Here is a 22,830-nt window from a genome sequence, read left to right on the forward strand (position 1 = left end):
GCCACGGCCGCCCGAATCGATCACGCGGCCTCGCGAACCGGGCAGGCAAGTTGACCCACTCCCTTACCCGCGCAGTTCGCCGGCCGCGGGAAGCCGCGACGCGGAGACCGCGCGCGATCACCGCGACGAGCCGACGAACCGCCTCACCGACTCCGCCAGCACCTCGGTCTGCTCGAGCGCGGGGAAGTGCCCGCCCCGCTGAGGCGCCTCCCAGCGCTCGACGTCGAACACGCGCTCCACGACGGCGCGGGGCACGTGGACGAGCTCCTTCGGGAAGTCGAGGTAGGTCAGCGGCGCGGCGATCCGGCCGCCCGCGGCGACCACGTCGTCCAGCACCCACTCGCGCTGGGACAGCCGCGCGTAGTACGGCCAGAACGAGGCGCCGATCGTGCCCGTCACCCAATAGATCGTGATCATCGTCAGCACGTCGTCGGGATCGAGCGAGGCGTCGGTCCAGACCTCGAACTTCTCGGCCAGCCAGCCGGCCAGCCCGGCGGGCGAGTCGCTCAGTCCGTAGGCGAGCGTCTGGGGCCGCGTGCCCTGGATCTGGATGTACGCGCCCTCCTCGCGCGACCAGCGGCGCAGCGCCTCGCGCGACTCGGCTTCCGAGTCCGGCCAGGTCTCCGGCCGCCGCAGCGGCATCATGTACAGGTGCAGCCCGGCGACGGCCTCGGGGTGCGCGTACGTGAGCCGGACCGCGATGCTCGCGCCCCAGTCGCCGCCGACCACGAGGTAGCGCTCGTGCCCGAGCACCTCGGTCATCAGCGTGTGGATCGCCTCGGCGCAGTCGACCACGCCGAAGCGCCGCTGCCCCGGGGCGAACGAGAACCCGTAGCCCGGCAGCGACGGCACGACGACACGGGCGTCCGATCGCAGCGCCGGGATCAGCTCGTGGAACTCCCACACCGTGCTCGGCCAGCCGTGCAGCAGCAGGACCGGCACGCCCTCGCCCTCGGCGATGAAGTGCAGGTCGATGCCGCTCACCGGCGCGGTGAACTGGGCGAACGAGTTCAGGACCGCCTCCTGCGCGCGCCAGTCGAAGCCGTCGCGCCAGCGCTCCACGAGCCCGCGGACGTGGTCGACCGGGGCGCCCTGCTCCCACCCGGCGCCGGGCGGGGCGTCGGGCCAGCGCGTCGCGGCCAGCCGGCGCGCCAGGTCGTCGAGGACGTCGTCGCCCACGTGCACCGAGAAGTCCCTCACACGCCGGAACCATACGTGTGAGCGATCTGCGCGCGGGCTGTGAGGGGCGATCCCGATGCTGGCGCCATGAGCTTCTCCATCCGAGCCGAGGGCCTGCGCAAGCGCTTCGGCGACACCCAGGCGCTCGACGGGGTCGATCTCGCCGCCCGCCAGGGCAGCGTGCTCGGCGTCCTCGGCCCCAATGGCGCCGGCAAGACGACCGCGGTGCGCATCCTTGCCACGCTGATCAAGGCCGACGAGGGCACCGCGCTCGTCAACGGCCATGACGTGGCGCGCGAGCCGGGGAGGGTGCGCGAGTCGATCGGGCTGACGGGGCAGTACGCGTCAGTCGACGAGCTGCTGACCGGCGAGCAGAACCTCGTGATGATCGGACAGCTGCTCGACCTCGGCGGCCGCCAGGCGCGCGCCCGCGCGAAGGAGCTGCTCGAGTGGTTCGACCTCGCCGAGGCGGCGAGCCGCCCCGCCAAGACCTACTCCGGCGGCATGCGCCGGCGGCTCGACCTCGCGGCCGGCCTGGTCGGCCGCCCGTCGGTGATCTTCCTCGACGAGCCGACGACCGGCCTGGACCCGTCCAAGCGCGAGGACATGTGGGGCGTCGTGCGCAGCCTCGTGCACGACGGCTCGACCGTCCTGCTGACGACGCAGTACCTCGACGAGGCCGATGCGCTCGCCGACGAGATCACCGTGATCGATCACGGACGGGTGATCGCGCACGACACGCCGGACGGTCTCAAGCACGTCGTCGGCGGCCAGACCCTGACCATCCGGCCGCTCGATCCGAGCCGGCTCGACGACGTCGCCGCGATCGTGGGCGAGCTGGCGGGTGCGCGACCGGAGATCCACAACCGCGCCGTGAGCGCGCCGGTGCCCGGCGACGAGGTGCTCGGCGAGGCGGTGGCGCGGATCGCCGCCGCGGGGATCGCCGTCACCGAGCTCTCGCTGCACCTTCCCAGCCTCGACGAGGTCTTCTTCACGCTGACCGGCCGCACCGCGGCCCTGCAGGAGGCGGCATGAGCATCGTCGCCCGCGAGGAGGAGCTTGCGACGACTGAAGGGCAACGCCGCCCGCTCGCGGAGACCGCCACCGCGGCCCGCGGTCCGCTGCGGCTCGCGCGCCACAGCCTCGTGCTGGCCAAGCGCAACCTGATCGGCGTCCTGCGCACCCCGGAGGCGCTGATCGACGTGACGCTCCAGCCGATGATCTTCCTCGCGATGTTCACCTACATCTTCGGCGGCGCGATCGCGCACGGGTCGCGGCACGACTACCTGGAGTACCTGCTCCCCGGCGTGCTCGCGCAGACGATCGCGTTCGGCGGCGCGCAGATCGGCGTGAATCTCAACGGGGACATCGAGAAGGGCGTCTTCGACCGCTTCCGCAGCCTGCCGATCGCCCGCGCCGCGCCACTCGTCGGCGCCGTGCTCGCCGACGTCGTCCGCTACGCGCTGCTGTGCACGGTCACGCTCGGCTTCGGCTACGTGCTCGGCTTCCGGGCCGCGACCAACGCGCCCGAGGTGCTCGCCGCCTGCGTGATCGCGATCGCCTTCGCGCTCTGCCTCAGCTGGCTGTCGGTGCTCGTCGGCATGCTCGCCCGCACGCCCGGCGCGGTCCAGGGGATCGTCCTGCTCGTGATGTTCCCGCTGACGTTCGGCACCAGCACGTTCGTCCCCGTCGACACGCTGCCGGGCTGGCTGCGGTCCTTCACGGACGTCAACCCGCTCACGCACCTGATCGGGACGCTGCGCGGGCTGATGCTGGGCGGCCCGGTCCAGAGCCACCTGCTGTGGACGCTGGCCTGGATGGCCGGACTGCTGGTGGTGCTCGTCCCGCTCGCGCTACGGGCCTACCGGCGCCGGGCGTGACGCGGCGGCCTCCAGGCGCGCCAGCGCCTCCTCGCGCGACAGGGCCCGGCCGCGCCCGTACGCGGCGGACCGGGCGCCGTCGTAGAGCCGGCTCACCTCAGGGCTGGTGAAGTCGTCGGCGCCGCGCACCGCCGCCGCGGCGCCCAACAGCTCCGCGGCGTCGTCGGGCCGGCCGCACGCCAGCGCGACCGCCGCCGCGGCGACGCCGGCGACCGCGACGATCGGCATGTCCCGCGTGGCGACCGCGGCCGCATAGGCGGCCGCCAGCCCGCGCTCGGCGGCCTCCAGGTCGCCCACCTCGGCGTCGAGCATCGCGGCCAGCGCGTCGATCAGCGCGCGCCCGTGTCCCTGCTCGGGCAGCCGCGGACCGTGGCGCTCCAGCCGCTCGCGCGCGTCGGCCAGCTCGGCCCGCGCGCCCTCCAAATCCCCCGCGACCCACGCCACGCGGACCTGGACCGCCTGCACGAACGCGGTGTCGTCGCTGCCGAGGTCGCGCCGCGAGCGGGCGCGCCGCACGCGCTCGCGAGCGCCCTCGAGGTCGCCGAGCCGCAGCAGCGCGTCGGCCATTCGCACGTCGAGCATGCCCGCGCCGGTGCCGGGGTCCAGCCCCTCGAGGGCGTCCTGGGCCTCGGCGAGCGCCGTCCGCGCCTGCTCGAGGTCGCCACCGAGCATCAGGCGCCCGGACTCGAGGAAGAGCGCCATCGCGAGCCCCCACGAGTCGCCGACGCCGGCGAACCCCGCGCGCGCCGCGGCGAGCTCCGCGCCCATGGCCTCGACGTCGCCCTCGTTCTCCGCCCGGCCGGCGCGCAGCAGGTGCAGCGCGGCGCGGACCCACGGATCGGGGTGCACGGCGGCGGACGCCTCGCTCGCGCGGCCGCGCTCCTCGTCGCCGGAGAACATCGCCAGCACCGGCTTGGCGATCGCGACCAGCGGGCGCTCGCGATCGTCGATGCCGTCGGCGCGGTCGGCCATCTCGGTCACCCGGCGGCGCAGCTCGGCCGCGTCCCCGGACTCCATGATCCCCTCGAACATCCGCAGGCTGGAGGCGATCACGTCATCGGCGGGGTCGCGCTCGCCCTCGACCGCGAGCGCGAAGTCCAGCCACGCGCCGGCCTCGGTCTGGCTGCCCGACAGCAGCCAGAACCAGAGCAGGGTGACGGCCAGGTGCAGCGCGCCGCGCGCGTCGCCGCCGTCGCCCATGAAGCGCAGCGCGGCGAGGACGTTCTCCCGCTCGGCCTGCAGGCGCGCGAACCAGGCCTTCTGGCCGGGACGGCGCAGGTGCGGCTCGGCGGTCTCGGCGAGGGCGGCGAAGTAGCGCGCGTGGGCCGCGCGCGCGGACTCCAGCTCGCCCGCCTCCGCGAGCCGCTCCAGCCCGTACTCGCGGATGGTCTCGAGCATCCGGTAGCGGACCGGCACGGTGTCGGGGACCAGCTGCAGCAGCGAGCGGTCCACGAGCGCGCCCAGGCCGTCGAACGCGTCGGCGCCGTCGACGGCCGTCGCGCTCTCGACCGTCGCGCCGGCCGGGAAGACGGCGAGCCGGCGGGCGAGCCGGCGCTCGTCCTCGCTCAGCAGCTCCCAGCTCCAGTCGACCACGGCGCGCAGCGTGCGGTGGCGCGGGAGCGCGGTGCGGCTCCCGCCGGTGAGCAGCCGGAAGCGGTCGTCGAGCCGGGCGGCGAGCTCCGGGAGCGGGAGCGAGCGCAGGCGCGCGGCGGCGAGCTCGAGCGCGAGCGGCAGGCCGTCGAGGCGGCGGCAGATCTCGACGACGGCGGCGACGGTGCCCTGATCGACCGCGAACCCCGGGAGCGCCGCGGCGGCGCGGTCCTCGAACAGCCGCACCGCCGGATGCGCGACCGCCTCCCCGGCGCTCGCGCCTGACGCGGGCAGGCCCAGCGGCGGCACCGGCGCGAGGCTCTCGCCGGCGATCGCGAGCGCCTCGCGGCTCGTGGCCAACACCCGTAGCCGGGGGCATTCGCCGAGCAGCCGGTCGACCAGCTCGGCGGCGGCGGCGATCAGGTGCTCGCAGTTGTCGAGCACGAGGATCGCCTCGCGGTCGGCGAGCACGTCGAGCAGCCGCTCCAGGGTGTCGCGCGCGGCCAGCGGCCGGTCGCCGATCGCGGCGTCGCGCAGGCCGAGAGCGCCGAGCACGGCGGGCACGACCTCGACCTCGGCCGTGACCGGCGCGAGCTCCACCATCCAGACGCCGTCGGCGACCCGGTCGACCCAGCCGGCGACCGCCTCGCGCGCCAGCCGCGTCTTGCCGGCGCCGCCGGGCCCGACCAGCGTGACGAGCCGGCTGCGCTCCAGCAGCGCGCCGATCTGCTCGATCTCGCGCTCGCGGCCGACGAAGCTCGTCACCGGCGCGGTGAGGTTCGTGCGCGCCGCGGCCCGTGGGGCGCTCTCGCCGCGCAGGACGGCGAGGTGGGCGGCCTGCAGCTCGGGCGAGGGAGGCACGCCCAGCTCGTCGGCCAGCCGCGCGCGCACGCGCTCGTAGGCGGCCAGCGCGTCGGCCTGGCGGCCGGCGGCGTAGAGAGCGGAGATCAGCTGCGCCGCGAGCCGCTCGTGCAGCGGATGCTCGGCGCTCAGCGCCTCCAGCTCGGGCACGAGCCGCTCGCCGCGGCCGAGCGCGAGGTCGGCGTCGATGCGGCCGGCCAGCGCGGTGAGCCGCAGGTCCTCCAGGCGCGCGGCGGCGGCCGCCGCGAAGCGGTATTCCGCCATGTCGGCCAGGGCCGGCCCGCGCCACAGCCCGAGCGCCTCGCGCAGCAAGCGCGCGGCGTGCTCGGGATCGCCGGCGGCGAGCGCCGCGGCGCCCTCGCCGGCCAGCCGCTCGAAGCGGTCGGCGTCGACCTCGGCCTGCAGCGTGTAGCCGCCCGGGGCGGGGGAGACGAGGTCGGCGTCGCCGAGCGTGCGGCGCAGGCGCGAGACGAGCGACTGCAGCGAGTGCACGTGGTCGGCCGGCAGATCCTGCTCCCACACCGCGTCGACCAGCCGGCCGCTGGTCACGGGGCGCCCGGCATCGAGGGCGAGGCGTGCGAGCAGCGCGCGCAGCCGCCCGCCTCCGACGGTTACGCGGCGGCCGTCCTGCTCGACTTCAAGGGGTCCGAGGACACCGACGATCACCGCTCCACAATGGCATGGTCGGCCGCCGGAGCGCGGCGGAAGCGCCCGGTCGGCGCGGCAGCCGCGCCGCGCGTGAACGCGCTCACGAGCAAGGTCACGACGACATTGACGACGAGTGCCACGACGAACCACTGCGGGAACGCGTCCTTGGCCACCGAGAGCAGCGCGAGATCGGAGTCGGCGAGCTTTGGCACCTGCAGCACCGCCGCGAAGCCGACGAAGAAGACGAACGCGATCAGCAGCTGGTAGAGCGGCATGAACGCGGCGTTGCGGCGGAAGACGTTCTCGTCCTTGGCGGCCAGCGCCGAGCCGAACGTGTGCGGCCACATGTAGAAGCCGAGCGCGGTCAGCAGCACCGTCGAGGCGAACCAGACGGGCGTCAGCTGGTCGCCCTTGAGCGCCGTGAAGCCGGGCTTGGCGTCCTCGACGCGGTGGAACATCTCGCCGATCGACCCGAAGTAGTGGATCGGCAGGTAGTGAGCTTCATGTCATCTCCCCGAGGGCTTGCAGTGCGACCTGGACATGGAGCCGCGTGCCGAGCGCGAGCGCCCGCTCGTCGATCCGGAAGCGCGGGTGGTGGTGCGGGAACTCGCCGCCGGCGCCGATGAACGCGTAGCAGCCGGGGGCGTGCTGGAGGAAGGCCGAGAAGTCGTCGCCGCCCATGATCGGCTTGAGGTCGGCGAGCCGGTCGCCGATCGCGTCCTGGACGAGCGCGGTGGCGGTGGGATCGTTGACGACGGGCGTGTAGCCGAAGCGGTAGTCCAGCTCGGCGCTGGTGCCGTGAGCGGCGGCGACCGAGGTGGCGACCTGCTCGATCAGGCGCGGGAGCTGCTCGCGCGTGGCCGCGTCGAACGAGCGCGTGGTGCCGGTGAGGACGGCCTCGCCCGGGATCACGTTGGGCGCGTCGCCCGCATGCAGGCTGCCGACGGTCACGACCGCGGGCTGCAGCGGGTCGATCCGTCTCGCGACGATGTGCTGGAGCCCGGTGACGATCGCGGCGGCCGCCGCGATCGTGTCGTCGGCGGTGTGGGGCAGCCCGGCGTGGCCGCCGCGGCCGGTGACGGTGAGCTTGAAGAAGTCCGCGGCGGCCATGAACGGTCCCGGCCGGGCGACGACCTTGCCGTACTCGAGCGGCGTCCACAGGTGGCAGCCGTAGACGAGGTCGACGCCGTCCATCACGCCCGCCGCGACCATGTCGCGCGCGCCGCCCGGCGCAAGCTCTTCGGCGTGCTGGAACAGGAAGCGGATCTCGCCGCCGGGGAGCTCCTGCGCGAGCAGCTCCCGCGCCGCGCCGAGCAGCATCGCGGTGTGCCCGTCGTGCCCGCAGGCGTGCATGAGGCCGGGCCGCTCGGAGGCGAACTCGACGCCGCTCTCCTCGGCGATCGGCAGCGCGTCGATGTCGGCGCGCAGCGCGACCGTCGGGCCGGGCCGGCCGGTGCTGAGCCGCGCGAGCACGCTCGTCTCGGTCGGGCGCTCGACGTTCAGCCCGCCAAGGCCTTCGAGCGTCTCGGCGACGAAGCGCGCGGTCTCGTGCTCCTCGAAGCTGGGCTCAGGGTGGCGGTGCAGGTGGCGCCGCCATTCGACGACCTGGTCGTCGACCTCCACGAGGTTGCGGTACCCGCCGATCAGCCCGCGTACTCGGCCCGATCGACCGCCTCGGTCATCTCACCGAGCAGGCCGAGCTCCTGGACCGAGCACATCGCGGCGGCGCAGCGGCCGCGGTCGGCGAGCAGGTACCACGCGCCCGCACTGGTGTAGTGCCAGGCGTAGGCGAACTCGGTTCGCGGGTCCTGGGCGATCAGCATCGCCTCGCGCGCGTCGAGCGGCTCGCACACCGCGGCCAGCAGCGCAGCGCCGAACGCGCCCATCCCCAGGCCGCCCCCGGCGACCGCGGCGCGGAACGCGGCGGGCGTCGCTGTGGCGCTGACATCGCGGCGCTGGGCGCCGGCGAGCGCCTCCCAGATGTCGGCCAACGCCTGGTCGTCGGTGGTCGCCCCGTAGGCGACGCGCTCGCCGACGATCACCCAGGCGGCATCGTCCGCCGGGCCGCGCACCGCGAGCAGCGCGGGGTCGAACTCCCACGCGCGCATCATCATCCGGAACATCACGCCCGTCCGCGTCTGAACCGTCGAGCCGACGCTGCGGCCCGGCGCCCAGGGGTCTGGGGCCGGCTCTTCGATGCCGGCGGGCTCGGCGACCCGCTCGCGCGGCGCGCCCGCGATGGTCGTGAGGATCGCCGGCCGGCGCGGCTCGCCGAGTCCGCCCAGCGGTCCGTCGCCGTCCGGCGCGTCCTCGTGGCGGGTGAGCGCGACGGCCTCGTCCTCGGCGAGCGCGCGCAGGTACTGGAGCACGACCGCCGCCATGTCCGCCTCGGCGCGCTGGGCCTGGGCGAGCGGCGAGTGGTCGGTGGAGCTCAAGCGCGTGTCGACGAGCCGCTCGCCGACCAGCATGTCCGCGGTCATCGGGCCGCGGTCGAACGACTCGGCGGCGCCGAACGCGATCCGGCCGACGGGGGTCAGGCGCTCGGGCGAGAGCAGGGTGTCGCGCCGGCCGCCGTAGCAGCTGATCGAGAGCAGGTCCCTCTCCTGCCAGCACAGCGCGGCGACCAGCGTCAGCTCGTCGCCGGCGACAGGCACGCCCTCGTTCGTCTCGGCGGCGAAGTCCAGGAACAGGCTCGGCTTGGGCAAGACGGCGCGCAGGCCGAGGCGCACCGCATCGCGCCGGCTGACGGCGCGCAGGCGAGGGCGGACGGCCGGCACGTCGACCTCCACGACCCAGGCCTGCTCGAGCAGCGTCAGCATCCGGGCGGCGTTGACGCCGCGCAGCCGCGCGACCGCCTCCTCGGCCGTCTCGTACGGCCCCCCGGCACGCTCCACGGCGCCGGTGCCGGCGTCGCGCGTGGCGAGGAAGAGGTCGCGGAACGAGTTCGTCCCACCCCAGTTCGGCGGCCGCAGCGCGCGCAGCTGCTCGATCACCGCCTCCCGGTTCATCGATGACGCACGCGCACCACGACGCGCGCGGGGCGCGAGGGCGGGGCGAGCGACAGGAAGTCCCGCACCGCGCCACGTCCTCCGCAGAACGGGCACGAGAGCGGAGCGGCGGGGGACAGCGGCGCGTCCCCGGGGAAGACGGGCGCATCGCACTCGGGGCACGCGAGCGTGCCGGACGCGAGGTGCGTCGAGCGCCCGAGCCGGATCTCGTTGCGCGGCGCGACGGGTTCCCGGCGCGCGGCATCCGAGCCGTCGAAGCGCCGGTCGAACATCATCGGTTCCAGTCTACGCCGGTGATCGCGCGCGCCAGAGAGACCCGCATCCCTTACCAGCGCAGTTCGCCGATCCTGCCGCGCGCCGTGAAGTACGCGCGCCGACCGCGCGAACCGCTCAACCCCCTACCCAGCCACAGCCAGCGCAGCCTGGCGAGCCGTCTCTCGCGCCTCCCGGCACCAGGGGTCCGCGGCCGCGGCGCGGATGCCGGCGGCGAGCGCCTCGTGCGCGTTTCCCGCGTCGAGCGCTTGCCGCGCCTGGCGGCCGAGCGCCTCGGCCAGGTCTCGATCCTCGGCCGTCACGCGGACGAGCTGCGTGAATGGTGTCTCGGCGACGCTCTGCAGCTTGGTCGCGAACGCCTCGAACGCTTCCCACGCCGCCCACAGGCCGGGCTCGGGATCGGCCCGGCGCAGCCACCAGCGCTGGAACTTGAGCGCCTCGCGCAGTTGCAGGGCGTGCCGCTCGCCCGAGCTGCCGAGCGACATGTTCTCGCCGTGGAAGCGGTAGGAGGTGCGCGGCTCGGGCAGGTAGACGACGCGGCTCTCGCGCATCGCGCGGATCGCGAAGTACCAGTCGGCGAACGCGAGTCCGCGAGGGATCGGGCACCAGCGGCGCGCCATGTCCGCGCGCATGAGGATCGAGGAGGACGTGGCGACGTTCCCGCACAGCCAACCCGCGAGATCCTTCGGCGGCGACGCGTCGCCGAGCCACGACGGGTCGATCTCGTTCCCCTCGGCGTCGATCACCGTCATGTCGCCGTACAGCAGCGCAGCGTCCCCGAGCGCGGCGACCTGGCGGCGGATCTTGTCGGCCGGCCAGACGTCGTCGGCGTCGAGCAGCGCGAACAGCTCGCCTTCGCCCTCGGCGATCGCGCGGTGGGTCGCCGCGACGTAGCCGCGGTTCTCCTGGCGGATGACGCGCACGTCGCGGGACGCGAGCTCGCGCGCGGTCCCGTCGGTCGAGCCGTCGTCGATCACGACCACGTCCAGGCGGCCCTCGTAGTCCTGCGCCAGCGCGCTGTCGACCGCCTCGCCGATGAAGCGCTCGCAGTCGTAGGCGGTGATCAGCGCGGTCACGTGCGGGACGCTCATGCGACCAGCTCCCAGGCCGCCTCCAGCGCCGCGTGCGCCGCGGGCTCCCACGGGTTGGCGGCCAGCGCGCGGACCGCCGCGGCGAGCGCCTCGGCCGGGTCCTCGTGCTGGGCGCCGAGCTCCGCCCACGCGCGCTCGCGCTCGGCCGGCCCGAGCGGGACGATGCTCTCGAACGGGCTGCCGAGATGCGCCAGCGCCTCGCTGACGTTGCGCTCGAATGCATTCCAGGCGAGCGCCAGCTCGCGCGGCGTCGCCTCCCCGGCTCGCACCTCCCCGAGGAAGCAGCGCTGCGTCGCCGCCCGCCGCACGTGCGCACGCCCGAGCGCGGGACCTTCGGTGCCGAGCCCGATGTTGCCCTCGTGGGAGCGGTAGCCGGTGCGCGGCTCCGGCAGGTACGCGATCTCGCCGGCGCGGGCGGCCGACAGCGCCAGCCACCAGTCGGCGCAGCGCAGGTGCGGCGGGATCGGACCGAGCCGGCGCGAGAGATCCGCGCGCAGCACGATCGAGGACGCCGTCGCCGCATTGGCCGTCAGCAGCGCGCCGAAGCACGAGCGCCCGGACGGCGGCTCGCCCTCCCACACGAGCTCGAGCCACGAGTCGCACAGCACGGTCCCGTCGCCGTCGATCACCGTCATGTCGCCGTAGATCAGGCCGGCGTCGCCCAGCGCCTCGATCTGGCGCGAGAGCTTGCCGGCCGGCCAGCGGTCGTCGGCGTCCAGCAGCGCCAGCAGCTCGCCCCGCGCCGCCGCGCGCGCCGCATTGACCGCCGCCGCGGTGCCGGCGTTCCCCTGGCGGATGACGCGCGCGCCGTAGGCGGCCGCGATCTCGGCGCTCGCGTCGGCCGAGCCGTCGTCGACGACGATCAGCTCGAGCGGCGCGTGCTCCTGGGCGAGCGCGCTCTCGAGCGCCTCGCCGAGGAACGCCTCCCCGTCGTGCACGGGAACCAGGACGCTGACGGTGGGATCCGGCATCTGGCCGAGTCATCGGCCCGAAGCGCCGGAATCCCACCAGCTTATGAGCGCCGCCTCATGAGACTTCCCCTCCATCTCTCAGAACGTCCGCGTGCTCCAATCACCCGGATGGATCTGACAGAGGTGCTGATGCGCAACGGATTCGTCGCCGCGGAGGAGGAGGCGGAGGAGCTGCTTGCCGCCGCGGGCGGCGACGAAGCGCGGCTGGACGCGATGCTCGAGCGGCGCCTCACGGGCGAGCCGCTGGCGTGGATCACAGGCACCGCGCCGTTCTGCGGGCTCTGGATCAAGGTCGACCCGGGCGTCTATGTCCCGCGCTGGCAGACCGAGGTGCTCGCCAGGCGCGCGGTCGAGCGGCTCCCGGCCGGCGGGACGGCGATCGACGTCTGCACCGGCAGCGGAGCGGTCGCGGTGACGCTCATGCGCGCCGGCGCGCGGGTGGTGGCCTCAGACCTGGACGAGCGATCGGTCGCCTGCGCCCGCAGCAATGGGGTGGACGCCTACGCCGGCGACCTCTTCGAGCCCTTCAGCGAGCCGGTCGACGTGATCACCGGCGTCGTCCCGTACGTCCCGACGCCCGACCTGCCGCTGCTGCAGCGCGACACCTTCACGTTCGAGACGGCGCTCTCCTATGACGGCGGCGACGACGGCACGGCGATCCTCCGGCGCGCGATCGCCGAGGCGCCGCGCTTCCTGCGGCCCGGCGGCGCGCTCCTGCTCGAGCTCGGCGGGCGCCAGGCCGACGCGCTCCAGGACGCGCTCGAGGCCTACGCCGACGTCAACGTGCTGGTCGACGAGGACGGCGACGTCCGCGCGATCGAGGCCACGCGGCTATAGCGGCGGCCGGCGGTGCGCCCACGGGCGCTCCGCCTCGATCTGGCCGGAGAGGGAGAGCAGCGTCGCCTCGTCGTCCGCACGGCCGACGAGCTGGACCGCGAGCGGCAGGCCGTCGGCCGTGAAGCCCGCCGGGACGGACGCGGCCGGCTGGCCGGTCGAGTTCCACAGCACGTTGAACGGGACCCAGCCGGTCTCCCAGTTGTAGGTCGCGATCGCGCCGCGACCCTCCATCACCCCCGCGCGGACCGCGGGGCGCGACATCATCGGCGTCAGCACTACGTCGTGGTCGTCGAAGATCCGGTTCACGCGCTCGGCGATCCGCTGCTCGGCGGCCTGCATGCGCTCGAGCAGGGTGTCTGAGATCAGCGCGCCCGGGCACCCGAGCGCACGGGTCCGGCGCTCGAGCCGCTGGGGGCGCTCGGTCTCGGCGACGAGGTCGTGGATCCCGCGCAGCATCAGGCCGACGATCACGGGGATGTCGCGCAGCCCCATGTCGACGGCGCGGTGGACGACCTCGTGCCCGAGGCCGCGCAGCAGCGCCTCGGTGTCGTCGAGCGCGGCGCGGGTCTCGGCGGTGAGGGTGCCGCAGGTGCCGGGCGGGAAGGCGTCCGAGCGGGCGATCCGCAGCCTGCCCGGCGCGCGCCCGGCGGCGGCGGAGAAGGCCGGCGTGCCGGTCGCGGCGTCGAGGACCAGCGCGCTGTCGAGCACCGAGCGTGTGAGCGGGCCGAAGCAGACCCAGTGCGCGCCGTCGGTATGGGGGTTGCGCGTGACGCGGCCGGTCTGGGGCTTGAGCCCGAACAGGCCGCAGCACGCGGCGGGGATCCGGATCGAGCCCGCCCCGTCGGCGCCGAGCGCGACGGGGACGATCCCGGCGGCGACGGCGGCCGCCGAGCCGCCGCTCGAGCCGCCCGGCGTGCGCTCGAGGTCCCACGGGTTGCGCGTGACGCCCCAGGTGATCGACTCCGTGAACGGCCACAGCCCGAGCTCGGGCATCGTCGTCTTGCCGACCACGACCATGCCCGCGGCGCCCAGCCGGCGCACGATCTCGGCGTCCGCGGCCGCCTTCGCGGTGAACGCCCCGGTGCCGCGGCTGGTCACCTCGCCCGCCAGGTCGATCTCGTCCTTGACCGCGAGCGGGACGCCGAGCAGCGGCCCGTCCTCGCCCGCACGGCGGCGGGCGTCGGCGCGGTCGGCCTCGCGCAGCGCGCGCTCGGGATAGACGGCGGCGAACGCGTTCAGCTCGCCGTCGAGCCGCTCGATGCGCTCGAGCGAGAGCTGCGCGAGCTCGCGCGCGGACACCTCGCCGCGGCGTAGGAGCTCGGCCTGCCCGGCGATGCCCGCGAATGCGAGGTCGATCACAGTCGCCATACGACTGGGAGCGCCGCGTCGGCGGCGCCGTAGTCGTGGACCACCTCGAGCAGCTCGGCCATGCGCGCCTGCCACGCCACGTTCACCGGGAGCTCGGCGAGCTCGAACAGCAGGCGGCCGTACTCCTCGCATTCGATGACGTGGAAGAGGTCGCGGCCGCTGCGCCAGATCGTCCACTCCGTGGCTCCGGCGGCGCGGATCGCCTCCGTCAACTCCGCGGGGACCTCGCGGTGCGCGGCGTCGTAGGCCTCCTCCGCTCCCGCCTTCACGCGGGTGTGCAACGCGACGCGCACTCCCGCGACGATAGCCGCCCGTCTAAGGGCCTGGACGCCAGACGCGCATGATGTCGCGCATCGAGATGATGCCCTGCAGCGCGCCGTCGACGACCACGACGAGGTGCCTGAAGCCGCCGCGCGCCATCGCGTCGGCCGCCTCCTGCAGGTCCCAGTCGGCGTCGGCGAACGCCGCGTTGGCGGTCAGGTGATCGCCCACGAGCTCGGTGTCGGGGTCCTGGCCGTTGCCGAGTGAGCGCACGAGGTCGCGCTCGGTCACGATGCCCGGGCCGGGCTGCTCCGGGTCGATGATCACGACGGCGCCGACCGTGTGATCGGTCATGAAGCGCGCCGCGTCGCGCAGCGTGCGCCCTGGCTCGAACGTGAGCACGTTCTCGGTCATCGCGTCTCGGACCCTCACGACCTTCCAACCTCCTCGTGACGTTCAGCACGAGAATACGCGGATCTGGCGGCGGCAGTGCGTGTGCGCGCACCGCCATGCCCATTGCGGCGATGGCGTGAGCCCGAGCGCCGTAGGGGAAGCCCCACCCCGAGGGTTCGCCCAGGGTCATCCCCAATGGCGCGTGCTGCCGCGGCGCGCGACAGTGGGCGGCATGAACACCGAAACCCGCACCCTGACGCGCTCCTCCACCGACTGCAAGCTCGGCGGCGTCGCCGGAGGCCTCGGCGCCTACTTCGGCGTGGACCCGGTCCTGTTCCGCGTCGGCTTCGCCGTCGCCACGCTGCTCAGCGGCGCCGGCGCGCTCGCCTATCTCGCGCTGCTCGCGTTCGTCAAGCCCGACGATCAGGCCACGGCGGCCTCCGGGACGCCGGTCGCGGCGTGAGCGCTATGCACCCAGCTCGTCGGCGAGCTCGGCCACGGATTCGACGATCCTCGAGGCGCGGTAGGGAAAGCGCTCCGCCTCCGCCTGCTGCGTCAGGCCCGTGAGGACGAGGATCGTCTCCAGGCCGGCCTCGAGCCCCGACACGACGTCGGTGTCCATCCGGTCGCCGACCATCGCGGTCGTCTCGGAGTGCGCGTCGATCGCGTTGAGCGCCGACCGCATCATCAGCGGGTTCGGCTTGCCGACGAAGTACGGTTGGACTCCCGTCGCGTGCGAGATCAGCCGTGCGACCGACCCCGTGGCCGGAAGCGGGCCGTCAGGGCTCGGGCCGGTCGCGTCCGGGTTGGTCGCGATGAAGCGCGCGCCGTTGACGACCAGCCGGATCGCGAGCGTGATGCGCTCGAACGAGTACGTCCGCGTCTCGCCGAGCACGACGTAGTCCGGCGCGCGCTCTGTGAGCGTGTAGCCGGCCTCGTGCAGCGCGGTCGTCAGGCCGGCCTCGCCGATCACGAACGCCGAGCCGTTCGGGCGCTGGTCGGAGAGGAACCGCGCCGTCGCCAGCGCCGACGTCCAGATCGACTCCTCCGGCACGTCGAGCCCGCTCGCCAGCAGGCGCGCGGACAGGTCGCGCCGCGTATAGATCGAATTGTTGGTCAGCACCAGGAACGGCGTGCCGGTCTCGCGCAGGCGCGTGATGAAGCGGTCCGCGCCTGCGATCGGGTGCTCCTCGTGCACGAGCACGCCGTCCATGTCCATCAGCCACGATCGGATCTCACGCCGGCTCATCTTTGCAACAGCGTACGAGCCTCTGCCGCTCCGTTCGCGTCGCCGGAGGGTTGGAGCGTGCTAGGTGTGGTGCTGTGAACAGGGGGTCTAATCAGATGTCTTCGGTCGGACGGCGGGCGATCGCCGGCGTCGTGGTGGCCACGGCGGTCGCGAGCGGGGCGGTGATCGCCCGAGCGGACGACTCGCCGGCGAGCGCCGCGAAGGCCGTGACGGGCGGCCTCGGGGTCAACCCCATGGTGATCGAGAAGCCGGCGGCGGCGGGCGCGGTCGGGACGCTCACGGTCTCCAACAACAGCTCGAAGAAGCTCGCCGTCAACGTGACCGCGCGGCCGTGGATGCAGTCCTCGAGCGGCGCCGTCAGCATCAACCGGGCCAAGACCCTCTCCGGCATCCGGGTCTCCGAGCCGAGCTTCGCGCTCGCGGCCGGGCAGAAGAAGGCCGTCAGCGTGACCGCGCTCTCGGGCGCTGCGACGTACGGCGGGATCGAGATCACGGGGCTGCCCGACGGCGCTTCCAAGCAGACGGGCGCCGTGCTCGGCTACCGGCTCGTCACGAGCCTGCGGCTGAACCCCGCGAGCCCCGTGCTGAGCCTGAAGGCCGGCACGCCGAAGGTCAGCGGCAAGGGGAGCAAGCGCGCGATCGTCATGCCGCTCCGCAATGCGGGCAACACGATCCAACCCGTGACCGGCAGCGTGCGCCTCAAGAGCGCGCTCGGCACGCGTCAGCGGGCGCTCGCGTCGATCCGCATCCTGCCCGGCAAGAGCGTCGACGTCCTGCTCAGCGCGGTCGGCAGCGTCAAGGCCGGGTCCTACACCGCGACGGTGCAGCTCAAGCAGGGCGGCAAGACCACCACGGTCACGAAGAAGCTCACGATCAAGCGCTGAGCTACTTCTGGATCGACTGCTGCGCGGCGAGCGCGCCGAGCGGCGCGCCCCACTGCTCGAGCGACGCCGGCGCGGAGACGCCGTAGCCGGCGCCGACGGTCGAGACGGCGCCGCGCAGCGCCCACTTGGCGAACGTGTCGGCGAACCGCTCCTCGGGCGCCGTGCAGTCGCCGGTCTCGGCGCTGAAGCAGCCGCCGCTGGACGGGATCGCGGCCGCGAGGCGCTCCATCTCGTCGTCGGGGACGAGCTCGAAGTCGATGATGTGGCCCAGCTCGTGCAGGACCGTCTGGGGACGGTCCTGCTTGCGCTCGCCGTCGAGGTAGGCGATGTTCAAGAGGATGTCGTCGCTGCCGGCTTTGGCGACGCCCACGAACGGAGCGCTGGGCTCGGCGACCACGCCGATCGTCACCAGCCCGTCGACCGCGGCGATCAGCTGCTGCGCCTCCGGCCGGGCGCTCGCGATCGCGTCGAGCACCCACGCCCGGTCGGCGGCCGAGACCCCGGACGCGAACGTCACCGTGCGGGCCCGCACCTCGGGCGTGAGCTCGTGCTCGGTGTCCGAGCGGCCCGCCGCGCCGCGGCTTGACGCCACCTGGTGGCCGACGAAGAGCAGGAGGGCGACGCCGGCGACGGCGACCCGGGCGACGCGCAGGTCCATGGGAGCGGTGATCGGCGTGGGCGCGCAGGTCTTGACCGGACGCTCGCGAGCGATCGGCGAAGGGTTCTGTTACAACCCCGGACGTGGCATCGGTGCGCCGGAGCTCCGGGCGGCCAGGTGAGTGACCTCGCGCGTGCGCTGCGCGGAGCGCGGGCGTACGACCTCGAGCAGCCGCGCTACGCGGGCGCGCCGGTGTTCCCCGCGCACGAGCCGGGCGTGCTGATCAACCTGCACCGCCGCCACGAGCACGGCAGCGGCGAGCAGCGCACGAGCGCGTCCGCGCTGCTGGTGATGACCGAGCATTCGGGCACGCACATCGACGCGCTCTGCCATCAGGCCTACGGCGGGCGCATGCACGGCGGTGTCGCGATCGACCCGCGCGTGCAGACCTCGACCGGCTTCACCGAGCTCGGCATCGACACGGTGGCGCCGCTCGTGGCGCGCGGCGTGCTGCTCGACGTCGCGAGCGCGCTCGGCGTCGAGCGGCTGGAGCCGGGGCACGAGGTGACGGCGGCCGAGCTCGAGCTTGCCGCGCGCGGGCTTGCGGTCGAGCCCGGCGACGTCGTGCTGGTCCGGCTCGGCTCGGGGGCGCTGTGGGGCGACCGCCAGGCCTACATGGCGGCCGGCGGGATCGGCGGCGACGCCTCGCGCTGGCTGGCCGCGAGGCAGCCGCTGGCGGTCGGCGCCGACAACGTGGCGTGGGACCTGCCTGACGGCTACGACCCAGAGCTGGGCTCGCTCCCGGGCCACGTGATCCTGATCGTGCAGGAGGGCGTCCACATCATCGAGTCGCTCTTCCTCGAGGAGCTCGCCGCCGAGGGCGTGCGCGAGTTCGCGTTCGTCTGCCTGCCGCTGAAGCTGCGCGGCGGCACCGGCTCGCCCGTCCGCCCGGTCGCCTTCGCTTAGACTTGGACCAGCCGCTCGAGCTGGCTCGCGACCATCCGCGCACGGGCGATCTGAAAGCGCGCCCACGGCCGGTCGGCGCGGCTGTAGACGAGCAGGCGTCCCGTGGCGCCGATCGGGAGCGTGAGCTGCGAGCGGTGCCCCGCGGCGAGCAGCGCCGCCACCTGCCCGGCGTCGGCGCCGGGATCGCCGGCGAGCAGCTGGCCCGGCGGGGCGGCGCCGTCGGCGAAGATCCGCACCTCGTCGCCGCCGAGCGCGCGGGCGAGCGCGGGCAGCCCGCCGTCGAGCTCGTCCAGCGTGGTCGCGCGCGCGATCGGCGCGGTCAGCTCCTCGGCGACGTTCGCCTCGGCGAACGCCGCCTGGAACGCGACGGCGCACGCCTCGGCGGCGGCCGGTTGCAGCGGCGTCCACGGCGGACCGGGCCGGGCGATCAGGTAGCCCTGGCCGTAGGCGACGTCGAGACCGGCGAGCGTCGTCAGCTCGGCGAGCGTCTCGATGCCCTCGCCGCAGACCGTCGCGTCGATCTCGCGCGCGTAGCGGACGAACGAGCTGACCAGGGCGGCCTTGACCGCGTCGCCCTCGATGCCGGTGATGAGCGCGCGGTCGAGCTTGATCACGTCCGGCGCGAGCCGCATCACGTACGTGAGCCCCGCGTAGCCGGCCCCGACGTCGTCGACGGCGAGCCGTGCGCCGCGCGAGCGCAGCGCGGCGATCGCCGCGGCGACGGCGGGATCGCCCGACGCCAGCTCGTTCTCGGTCACCTCGATCACCAGTTCGTCCAGCCGCTCCGGCAGCGCCGCCTGGATCTCCAGCGCCGTCAGCGAGGACGGGCTCAGGTTGACCGACAGGTACGTACCCGCCGGCCGGCCCGCCGGCGCCAGCGCGGCCGCCAGCGCCTTCGCCTCCACGGCAAAGCCGAGCCCGCAGCGGTGCGCCTGGGCGAACCACTGGTCGGGTGAGCGGTAGGGCGTGCGGTTGAAGCGCGCGAGCGCCTCGTAGCCGGCGATCAGCCCGGTGCGCAGGTCCATGATCGGCTGGAAGGCCATCGTCAGCGCGTCGGGGTCGTCGAGCAGCGAGCGGATCTCGTCGTGCTGCTCGTCGCTGCGCATGAACCACGTCAGCGGCCGGCGGCCGGGCGCGTCGGCGCGCGCCATCTCGGGCTCGAAGACCTCGAGCCGGCGTTTGCCGTTGCGCTTGGCCTCGTACATCGCGAGGTCGCCCTTGCGCAGGAGGTCCTCGACGTCGCGCGCGTCGGCGGCGCCGATCGCGATGCCCGCGCTCGCCGAGATTCGGATCTCCTCGCCGGCGAGCTCGAGCGGAGCGCGCAGCGCCTCAAGCAGCCGCTCGGCGGCCTGCACCGCGCGCGGTCCGGGGACGCCTTCCAGCAGGACGCCGAACTCGTCGCCGCCGAGCCGCGCGACGGTGTCGGCCGTCCGCGCGCAGGCGCTGAAGCGCTCGGCGACCTCCTGCAGCACCCGGTCTCCTGCGGCGTGGCCGAGCCGGTCGTTGATCGCCTTGAAGTCGTCGAGGTCGACGAACACGACGGCGACCTGCGCGTCCTCGCGCGTGCCGCGAAGGAGCGCGTGCTCGACGCGATCGAAGAACAGCGCGCGGTTCGCCAGCCCCGTCAGCTCGTCGTGGAAGGCGCGGTGGCGCAGCTGGTCCTCGAACCGCTTGCGGGCCTCGACGTCGCGCGCCGTCAGGACGAGGCCGTCGACGACGCCGTCGCCGAGCAGGTTGGTCACGACGGCCTCGATGTGGCGGAAGGTCCCGTCCTCGCAGCGCATGCGCCACTCCTCCTCGGCCGACTCGCCGCTGGGGCGCTCGGCGACGGCGGCGAGGAAGCCGCTCACCCGCGCGGCGTCGTCGGGATGCACGCGGTCCAGCAGGGAGCCGTGGTGCTCGTCGCCGCCGAAGACCGGCGCGACGGCACCGTTGAGCGTCCGCAGCGACCCGTCGCGCTCGAGCACGACGATCAGGTCGGAGGAATGCTGGACGATCGCCTGCAGGCGATCGCGGCTGCGCGCGGTCAGCTGCTGCAGCGCGAGGGCATTCGCGATCCGGCCCTTGCGCTCGTGCGCGAAGACGGCGAACAATGCGGCGAGCGGCAGCACCGCGAAGACGGCGAGCGGCTCGTCGTGCGCGGCCGCCGCGGCGAGCAGGCCGACGGGCGCGAGCAGGAGATCGAGGACGTAGACCCAGACGTAGCCGCGCAGCGGCGGGCGAGCGCCGACGGCGGCCCGGAACCGCAGGCTGGAGATCGCGAAGTCCGCGGTCATCTGGGCGGCGAGCGCGATTGCCAGCACGAGCAGCGCCGGATGCGCCCCCGTCGCGGCGATCGCGAGGGCGGGCGCGACCGCGAACCACGAATCGCCGAGCATCATCGCGAGCCGGTGGGCCGGGGCGCGGCGGGCGAGCACGTCGGGCAGGCGCGCGGCCACATGCGCCGCGGCGAAGACGAGCGGGACGGTCGCGGGCGCCAGCAGGAGCAGCATCGGCACGAGCGCGAGCACGACCGGGCGCGTGTGGCCGTCGCCGGCGGCGAGCTCGATCCGGACCAGCAGCGCGCAGATCACGGCGAGCGACAGCGCCGGGACTCCGGGCGCGGGGAAGCCGGCGAGCGCCCAGAACGCGCCGGCGGCGACCGCGAAGGAGGCCGCGGCGGCGGCCTCGGCGATCAGCTCGCGGCGAGCGACGCGCCGGCTCCGGGCGAGGTCGATCGCCTCGGGCTGCTCGCTCGAGCGCCCGACCAGAGTCGGGGAGTGGTCACGCTTCGCCGGACGGCTCATCCATCCCTTGGTGGTCGGGCGTGCGAAGGCCGTCTTGAGCGCGCTCCGTCGGCCATCCGTCCACCCGCGTCGCGAGCGGCGCGGCCGCGGCCGATCAACAGCCATGGATGGACCCCACGCAGGGAGCGTGGGCCGGAATCGATCATGGAGGTCAACGACGTGCCGACCAGAACGCTTCGCGCTGCGGTGGCCGCCGCGCTCACAGGCGCCGGGCTGCTGGCCGCGGCTCCGGCCGCGCATGCCGACGGCGCGCCGGCGAGCTGCACGCCGAAGGCGGCGTCCGCCCACCCGTTCGCGGCGTGGGACGACTCCGGCCTTTACACGCTCGTCGACGGCGGCGACATGGAGTCCGGCCTCGGCGGCTGGACCGCGACCGGCTCCGCAAACGTGGTAGAGGGCAACGAGCCGTTCCGCGTCGGCGGCGGCTCCGATCACCTCGCGCTCGCGCTCGGCCCGGGCGACTCGGTGATCTCGGCGCCGATCTGCATCGACGACAGCTACCCGTGGTTCCGCTTCTTCGCCCGCAACACGTCGGGTCGCAAGGGCAAGCTCAAGGTCGACGTGCTCTACGCCGGCGCCGGGGGCAAGCTGCGCCAGGCGGGCACGGGCGACTACGCCACGGGCGAGAGCGACTGGCGGCCGACCGGCTCGCTGGACATCTCGATCGACTTCGCGGACGTCGCCGGCGGCGCCCTGCCCGTCGCGCTCCGCTTCACGGCGCAGCCGGAGTCGAGCTTCGAGCTCGACGACGTCTACGTCGACCCGATGGCGCGCGGCTAGGGCGTCCCGGGCGGCTTACGCCCGGGACGTCACAATCTGCGCGTGCAGACCCGTGTCGCGCGCTGGGGCGCCGTCGCCGCGTATGGATCCGCCGCGGCCGCCAACCAGCTCCTGTGGCTGACCTACGCCCCGGTCACGACCGACGCCGCGCGCCACTACGGCGTCAGCGAGGCGACCGTCGGCTGGCTCTCGCAGGTGTTCCCGCTGCTCTACGTGGTGCTCGCGATCCCGGCGGGTCTGGCGCTGGACCGCCGCTTCCGGGGCTCGCTCCTGCTCGGCGCGTGGCTGACGGCGCTCGGCGGCGCCGTGCGGCTCGCCGGGGACACGTTCGCGGTCGCGATGGCCGGGCAGCTGCTCGTCGCGATCGCGCAGCCGCTGGTCCTGAACGCGATCACCAAGCTCGTCGCCGCGTCACTGCCGTCGCCGTCGCACGCGCTCGGCATCTCGCTCGCCTCCGCGGGGATCTTCGCGGGCACCGCGATCGCGCTCGTGCTCGGACCGGCGCTGGCGAGCGCCGACGACTTCACGCCGCTGCTCGTGGTCGACGTCGTGGTCGCGGTGGTGGCGGCGGCCGCGCTGTCGCTGGCGCTGCGGCGCGTCGCGAGCGAGCCGGGCGCTGCGGTCGCGGTCGTCCGGCACGAGCTGCGCGAGGTCTGGGAGGACCGGCTGGTCCGCCGGGTGACCGGGGTGGCGTTCCTCGGCTTCGGCATCTTCGTCGCCCTGACGACGTGGCTGCAGGCGCTGCTGGAGCCCGCGGGCGTGTCGGACGCCGAGGCCGGGTGGCTGCTCGCGGCGATGGTCGTGGCCGGCGTCGCGGGCTCGGCGGCGCTGCCCGAGGCGGTGGCGCGGCGCGGCGCCGAGCTGCGCTTCCTGCGGGCGGCGGCGATCGTCGCCGCCGCCGGGTGCGCGCTGCTGGCGGTGCTTCCCGGCGCCCGCTGGGTCGCGATCGCGCCGATGGGCGTGATGCTGCTCGCGAGCCTGCCGGTGATCCTCGAGCTGACTGAGCGGCGGGCCGGGGCGGCCGCGGCGAGCGCCACGTCGCTCGTGTGGATGGCGGGCAACGCGGGCGGGATCGTGGTTGCGTTGGCGGTGCAGGCGGCGGTGGACACGCCGGCCGTCGGGTTCGGGCTGATGGCCGCCGTGGCGCTGCTCGTGCTCCCATTGACACGCTGACGCGGCCGATCTCGTCAAGTTCACGCTGGGCAGC

General features: G+C 74.4%; 22 protein-coding genes. 8 read left to right on the top strand and 14 right to left on the bottom strand.

Annotated elements, in window-relative coordinates; all coding sequences use genetic code 11:
• Positions 1 to 117: 117 nt before the first annotated feature.
• Positions 118 to 1,200, bottom strand: coding sequence for an epoxide hydrolase family protein (locus tag H958_RS0128975; protein ID WP_028061222.1), 1,083 nt, complete (start codon positions 1,198 to 1,200; stop codon positions 118 to 120).
• 66 nt (positions 1,201 to 1,266) lie between these two features.
• On the opposite strand from H958_RS0128975, the gene H958_RS0128980 reads away from it, so the two are divergent.
• Together H958_RS0128980 and H958_RS0128985 are read left to right on the top strand one after the other, a co-directional pair.
• Positions 1,267 to 2,214, top strand: a complete 948-nt coding sequence (locus tag H958_RS0128980) for a daunorubicin resistance protein DrrA family ABC transporter ATP-binding protein (protein WP_028061223.1) — start codon at positions 1,267 to 1,269, stop codon at positions 2,212 to 2,214.
• Positions 2,211 to 3,059 (top strand): ABC transporter permease, encoded by an 849-nt coding sequence (locus H958_RS0128985; protein WP_028061224.1) that lies wholly within the window; start codon positions 2,211 to 2,213, stop codon positions 3,057 to 3,059. The genes H958_RS0128980 and H958_RS0128985 overlap by 4 nt, the downstream gene beginning before the upstream one ends.
• Here H958_RS0128985 and H958_RS0128990 read toward each other — a convergent pair.
• The 7 genes from H958_RS0128990 to H958_RS44280 all read right to left on the bottom strand — a co-directional run bounded on the left by H958_RS0128990 (position 3,033) and on the right by H958_RS44280 (position 11,501).
• Positions 3,033 to 6,176 (bottom strand): BTAD domain-containing putative transcriptional regulator, encoded by a 3,144-nt coding sequence (locus tag H958_RS0128990; protein ID WP_028061225.1) that lies wholly within the window; start codon positions 6,174 to 6,176, stop codon positions 3,033 to 3,035. The two genes, H958_RS0128985 and H958_RS0128990, sit on opposite strands and share 27 nt — an antisense overlap.
• Positions 6,173 to 6,616 carry a hypothetical protein gene (locus tag H958_RS47910; protein ID WP_028061226.1) on the bottom strand — a complete coding sequence of 148 codons (444 nt, stop codon included), beginning with the start codon at positions 6,614 to 6,616 and terminating at the stop codon, positions 6,173 to 6,175. The genes H958_RS0128990 and H958_RS47910 overlap by 4 nt, the downstream gene beginning before the upstream one ends.
• A gap of 43 nt (positions 6,617 to 6,659) precedes the next feature.
• Positions 6,660 to 7,781, bottom strand: coding sequence for an amidohydrolase (locus tag H958_RS0129000; protein ID WP_231379395.1), 1,122 nt, complete (start codon positions 7,779 to 7,781; stop codon positions 6,660 to 6,662).
• A gap of 20 nt (positions 7,782 to 7,801) precedes the next feature.
• On the bottom strand, positions 7,802 to 9,166 hold the full coding sequence (locus tag H958_RS0129005; protein ID WP_028061228.1) for a hypothetical protein: 1,365 nt from the start codon (positions 9,164 to 9,166) through the stop codon (positions 7,802 to 7,804).
• Entirely contained in the window at positions 9,163 to 9,441 is a 279-nt protein-coding gene (locus tag H958_RS0129010; RefSeq protein ID WP_028061229.1) for a hypothetical protein, read from the bottom strand. Before H958_RS0129010 ends, H958_RS0129005 begins: the two co-directional genes overlap by 4 nt.
• 123 nt (positions 9,442 to 9,564) lie before the next feature.
• Positions 9,565 to 10,530 carry a glycosyltransferase gene (locus H958_RS44275; RefSeq protein ID WP_028061230.1) on the bottom strand — a complete coding sequence of 322 codons (966 nt, stop codon included), beginning with the start codon at positions 10,528 to 10,530 and terminating at the stop codon, positions 9,565 to 9,567.
• Entirely contained in the window at positions 10,527 to 11,501 is a 975-nt protein-coding gene (locus H958_RS44280) for a glycosyltransferase (protein WP_051324931.1), read from the bottom strand. Before H958_RS44280 ends, H958_RS44275 begins: the two co-directional genes overlap by 4 nt.
• Before the next feature lie 108 nt (positions 11,502 to 11,609).
• Between H958_RS44280 and H958_RS41095 the strand changes: the two genes are divergently transcribed.
• A complete protein-coding gene (locus H958_RS41095; RefSeq protein WP_037411555.1) occupies positions 11,610 to 12,338 on the top strand; it encodes a N5-glutamine methyltransferase family protein in 729 nt (242 codons plus the stop codon).
• Here H958_RS41095 and H958_RS0129030 read toward each other — a convergent pair.
• The 3 genes from H958_RS0129030 to H958_RS0129040 are packed head-to-tail and all read right to left on the bottom strand — an operon-like array spanning position 12,333 to position 14,399.
• On the bottom strand, positions 12,333 to 13,706 hold the full coding sequence (locus tag H958_RS0129030) for an amidase (protein WP_037411556.1): 1,374 nt from the start codon (positions 13,704 to 13,706) through the stop codon (positions 12,333 to 12,335). The two genes, H958_RS41095 and H958_RS0129030, sit on opposite strands and share 6 nt — an antisense overlap.
• Positions 13,694 to 13,999, bottom strand: coding sequence for an L-rhamnose mutarotase (locus tag H958_RS0129035; protein WP_028061232.1), 306 nt, complete (start codon positions 13,997 to 13,999; stop codon positions 13,694 to 13,696). The genes H958_RS0129030 and H958_RS0129035 overlap by 13 nt, the downstream gene beginning before the upstream one ends.
• A 22-nt stretch (positions 14,000 to 14,021) precedes the next feature.
• The gene (locus tag H958_RS0129040; protein WP_028061233.1) at positions 14,022 to 14,399 is read right to left on the bottom strand and encodes a CBS domain-containing protein; all 378 of its coding nucleotides are present in this window, start codon (positions 14,397 to 14,399) and stop codon (positions 14,022 to 14,024) included.
• A 193-nt stretch (positions 14,400 to 14,592) separates the two neighbouring features.
• Between H958_RS0129040 and H958_RS47915 the strand changes: the two genes are divergently transcribed.
• Positions 14,593 to 14,823, top strand: coding sequence for a PspC domain-containing protein (locus H958_RS47915; RefSeq protein WP_081686415.1), 231 nt, complete (start codon positions 14,593 to 14,595; stop codon positions 14,821 to 14,823).
• 3 nt (positions 14,824 to 14,826) lie between these two features.
• On the opposite strand, the gene H958_RS0129050 is transcribed toward H958_RS47915, so the two are convergent.
• A complete protein-coding gene (locus H958_RS0129050; RefSeq protein ID WP_028061234.1) occupies positions 14,827 to 15,609 on the bottom strand; it encodes an HAD-IIA family hydrolase in 783 nt (260 codons plus the stop codon).
• A gap of 95 nt (positions 15,610 to 15,704) precedes the next feature.
• Between H958_RS0129050 and H958_RS0129055 the strand changes: the two genes are divergently transcribed.
• Positions 15,705 to 16,493 (top strand): hypothetical protein, encoded by a 789-nt coding sequence (locus H958_RS0129055; protein WP_028061235.1) that lies wholly within the window; start codon positions 15,705 to 15,707, stop codon positions 16,491 to 16,493.
• Position 16,494: 1 nt separating this feature from the next.
• On the opposite strand, the gene H958_RS0129060 is transcribed toward H958_RS0129055, so the two are convergent.
• Positions 16,495 to 17,151, bottom strand: coding sequence for a hypothetical protein (locus tag H958_RS0129060; RefSeq protein ID WP_028061236.1), 657 nt, complete (start codon positions 17,149 to 17,151; stop codon positions 16,495 to 16,497).
• 117 nt (positions 17,152 to 17,268) lie between these two features.
• Here H958_RS0129060 and H958_RS0129065 point away from each other — a divergent pair, with 117 nt between their 5' ends.
• A complete protein-coding gene (locus tag H958_RS0129065; protein WP_028061237.1) occupies positions 17,269 to 18,057 on the top strand; it encodes a cyclase family protein in 789 nt (262 codons plus the stop codon).
• Here the strand turns inward: H958_RS0129065 and H958_RS44285 are convergent.
• Positions 18,054 to 20,843 (bottom strand): putative bifunctional diguanylate cyclase/phosphodiesterase, encoded by a 2,790-nt coding sequence (locus H958_RS44285; protein WP_028061238.1) that lies wholly within the window; start codon positions 20,841 to 20,843, stop codon positions 18,054 to 18,056. The two genes, H958_RS0129065 and H958_RS44285, sit on opposite strands and share 4 nt — an antisense overlap.
• A gap of 159 nt (positions 20,844 to 21,002) precedes the next feature.
• On the opposite strand from H958_RS44285, the gene H958_RS47030 reads away from it, so the two are divergent.
• Complete coding sequence (locus H958_RS47030; RefSeq protein ID WP_231379396.1) at positions 21,003 to 21,623, top strand: hypothetical protein; 621 nt, start codon at positions 21,003 to 21,005, stop codon at positions 21,621 to 21,623.
• A gap of 42 nt (positions 21,624 to 21,665) precedes the next feature.
• A complete protein-coding gene (locus H958_RS41110) occupies positions 21,666 to 22,796 on the top strand; it encodes an MFS transporter (protein WP_051324933.1) in 1,131 nt (376 codons plus the stop codon).
• The last annotated feature ends 34 nt before the right edge of the window (positions 22,797 to 22,830 follow it).

It is taken from the genome of Candidatus Solirubrobacter pratensis (genome assembly GCF_000425945.1).
Taxonomy (GTDB): domain Bacteria; phylum Actinomycetota; class Thermoleophilia; order Solirubrobacterales; family Solirubrobacteraceae; genus Solirubrobacter; species Solirubrobacter pratensis.

What these genes read in the sequence shown, in the direction of transcription:
- H958_RS0129050 (WP_028061234.1), bottom strand. Translation starts at nt 15,609, where the DNA reads ATGAGCCGGCGTGAGATCCGATCGTGGCTGATGGACATGGACGGCGTG.
- H958_RS44275 (WP_028061230.1), bottom strand. Translation starts at nt 10,530, where the DNA reads ATGAGCGTCCCGCACGTGACCGCGCTGATCACCGCCTACGACTGCGAG.
- H958_RS47915 (WP_081686415.1), top strand. Translation starts at nt 14,593, where the DNA reads ATGAACACCGAAACCCGCACCCTGACGCGCTCCTCCACCGACTGCAAG.
- H958_RS47910 (WP_028061226.1), bottom strand. Translation starts at nt 6,616, where the DNA reads ATGTTCCACCGCGTCGAGGACGCCAAGCCCGGCTTCACGGCGCTCAAG.
- H958_RS0129010 (WP_028061229.1), bottom strand. Translation starts at nt 9,441, where the DNA reads ATGATGTTCGACCGGCGCTTCGACGGCTCGGATGCCGCGCGCCGGGAA.
- H958_RS41095 (WP_037411555.1), top strand. Translation starts at nt 11,610, where the DNA reads ATGGATCTGACAGAGGTGCTGATGCGCAACGGATTCGTCGCCGCGGAG.
- H958_RS0128985 (WP_028061224.1), top strand. Translation starts at nt 2,211, where the DNA reads ATGAGCATCGTCGCCCGCGAGGAGGAGCTTGCGACGACTGAAGGGCAA.
- H958_RS44280 (WP_051324931.1), bottom strand. Translation starts at nt 11,501, where the DNA reads ATGCCGGATCCCACCGTCAGCGTCCTGGTTCCCGTGCACGACGGGGAG.
- H958_RS44285 (WP_028061238.1), bottom strand. Translation starts at nt 20,843, where the DNA reads ATGAGCCGTCCGGCGAAGCGTGACCACTCCCCGACTCTGGTCGGGCGC.
- H958_RS0129030 (WP_037411556.1), bottom strand. Translation starts at nt 13,706, where the DNA reads ATGGCGACTGTGATCGACCTCGCATTCGCGGGCATCGCCGGGCAGGCC.
- H958_RS0129005 (WP_028061228.1), bottom strand. Translation starts at nt 9,166, where the DNA reads ATGAACCGGGAGGCGGTGATCGAGCAGCTGCGCGCGCTGCGGCCGCCG.
- H958_RS0128980 (WP_028061223.1), top strand. Translation starts at nt 1,267, where the DNA reads ATGAGCTTCTCCATCCGAGCCGAGGGCCTGCGCAAGCGCTTCGGCGAC.
- H958_RS0129060 (WP_028061236.1), bottom strand. Translation starts at nt 17,151, where the DNA reads ATGGACCTGCGCGTCGCCCGGGTCGCCGTCGCCGGCGTCGCCCTCCTG.
- H958_RS0129055 (WP_028061235.1), top strand. Translation starts at nt 15,705, where the DNA reads ATGTCTTCGGTCGGACGGCGGGCGATCGCCGGCGTCGTGGTGGCCACG.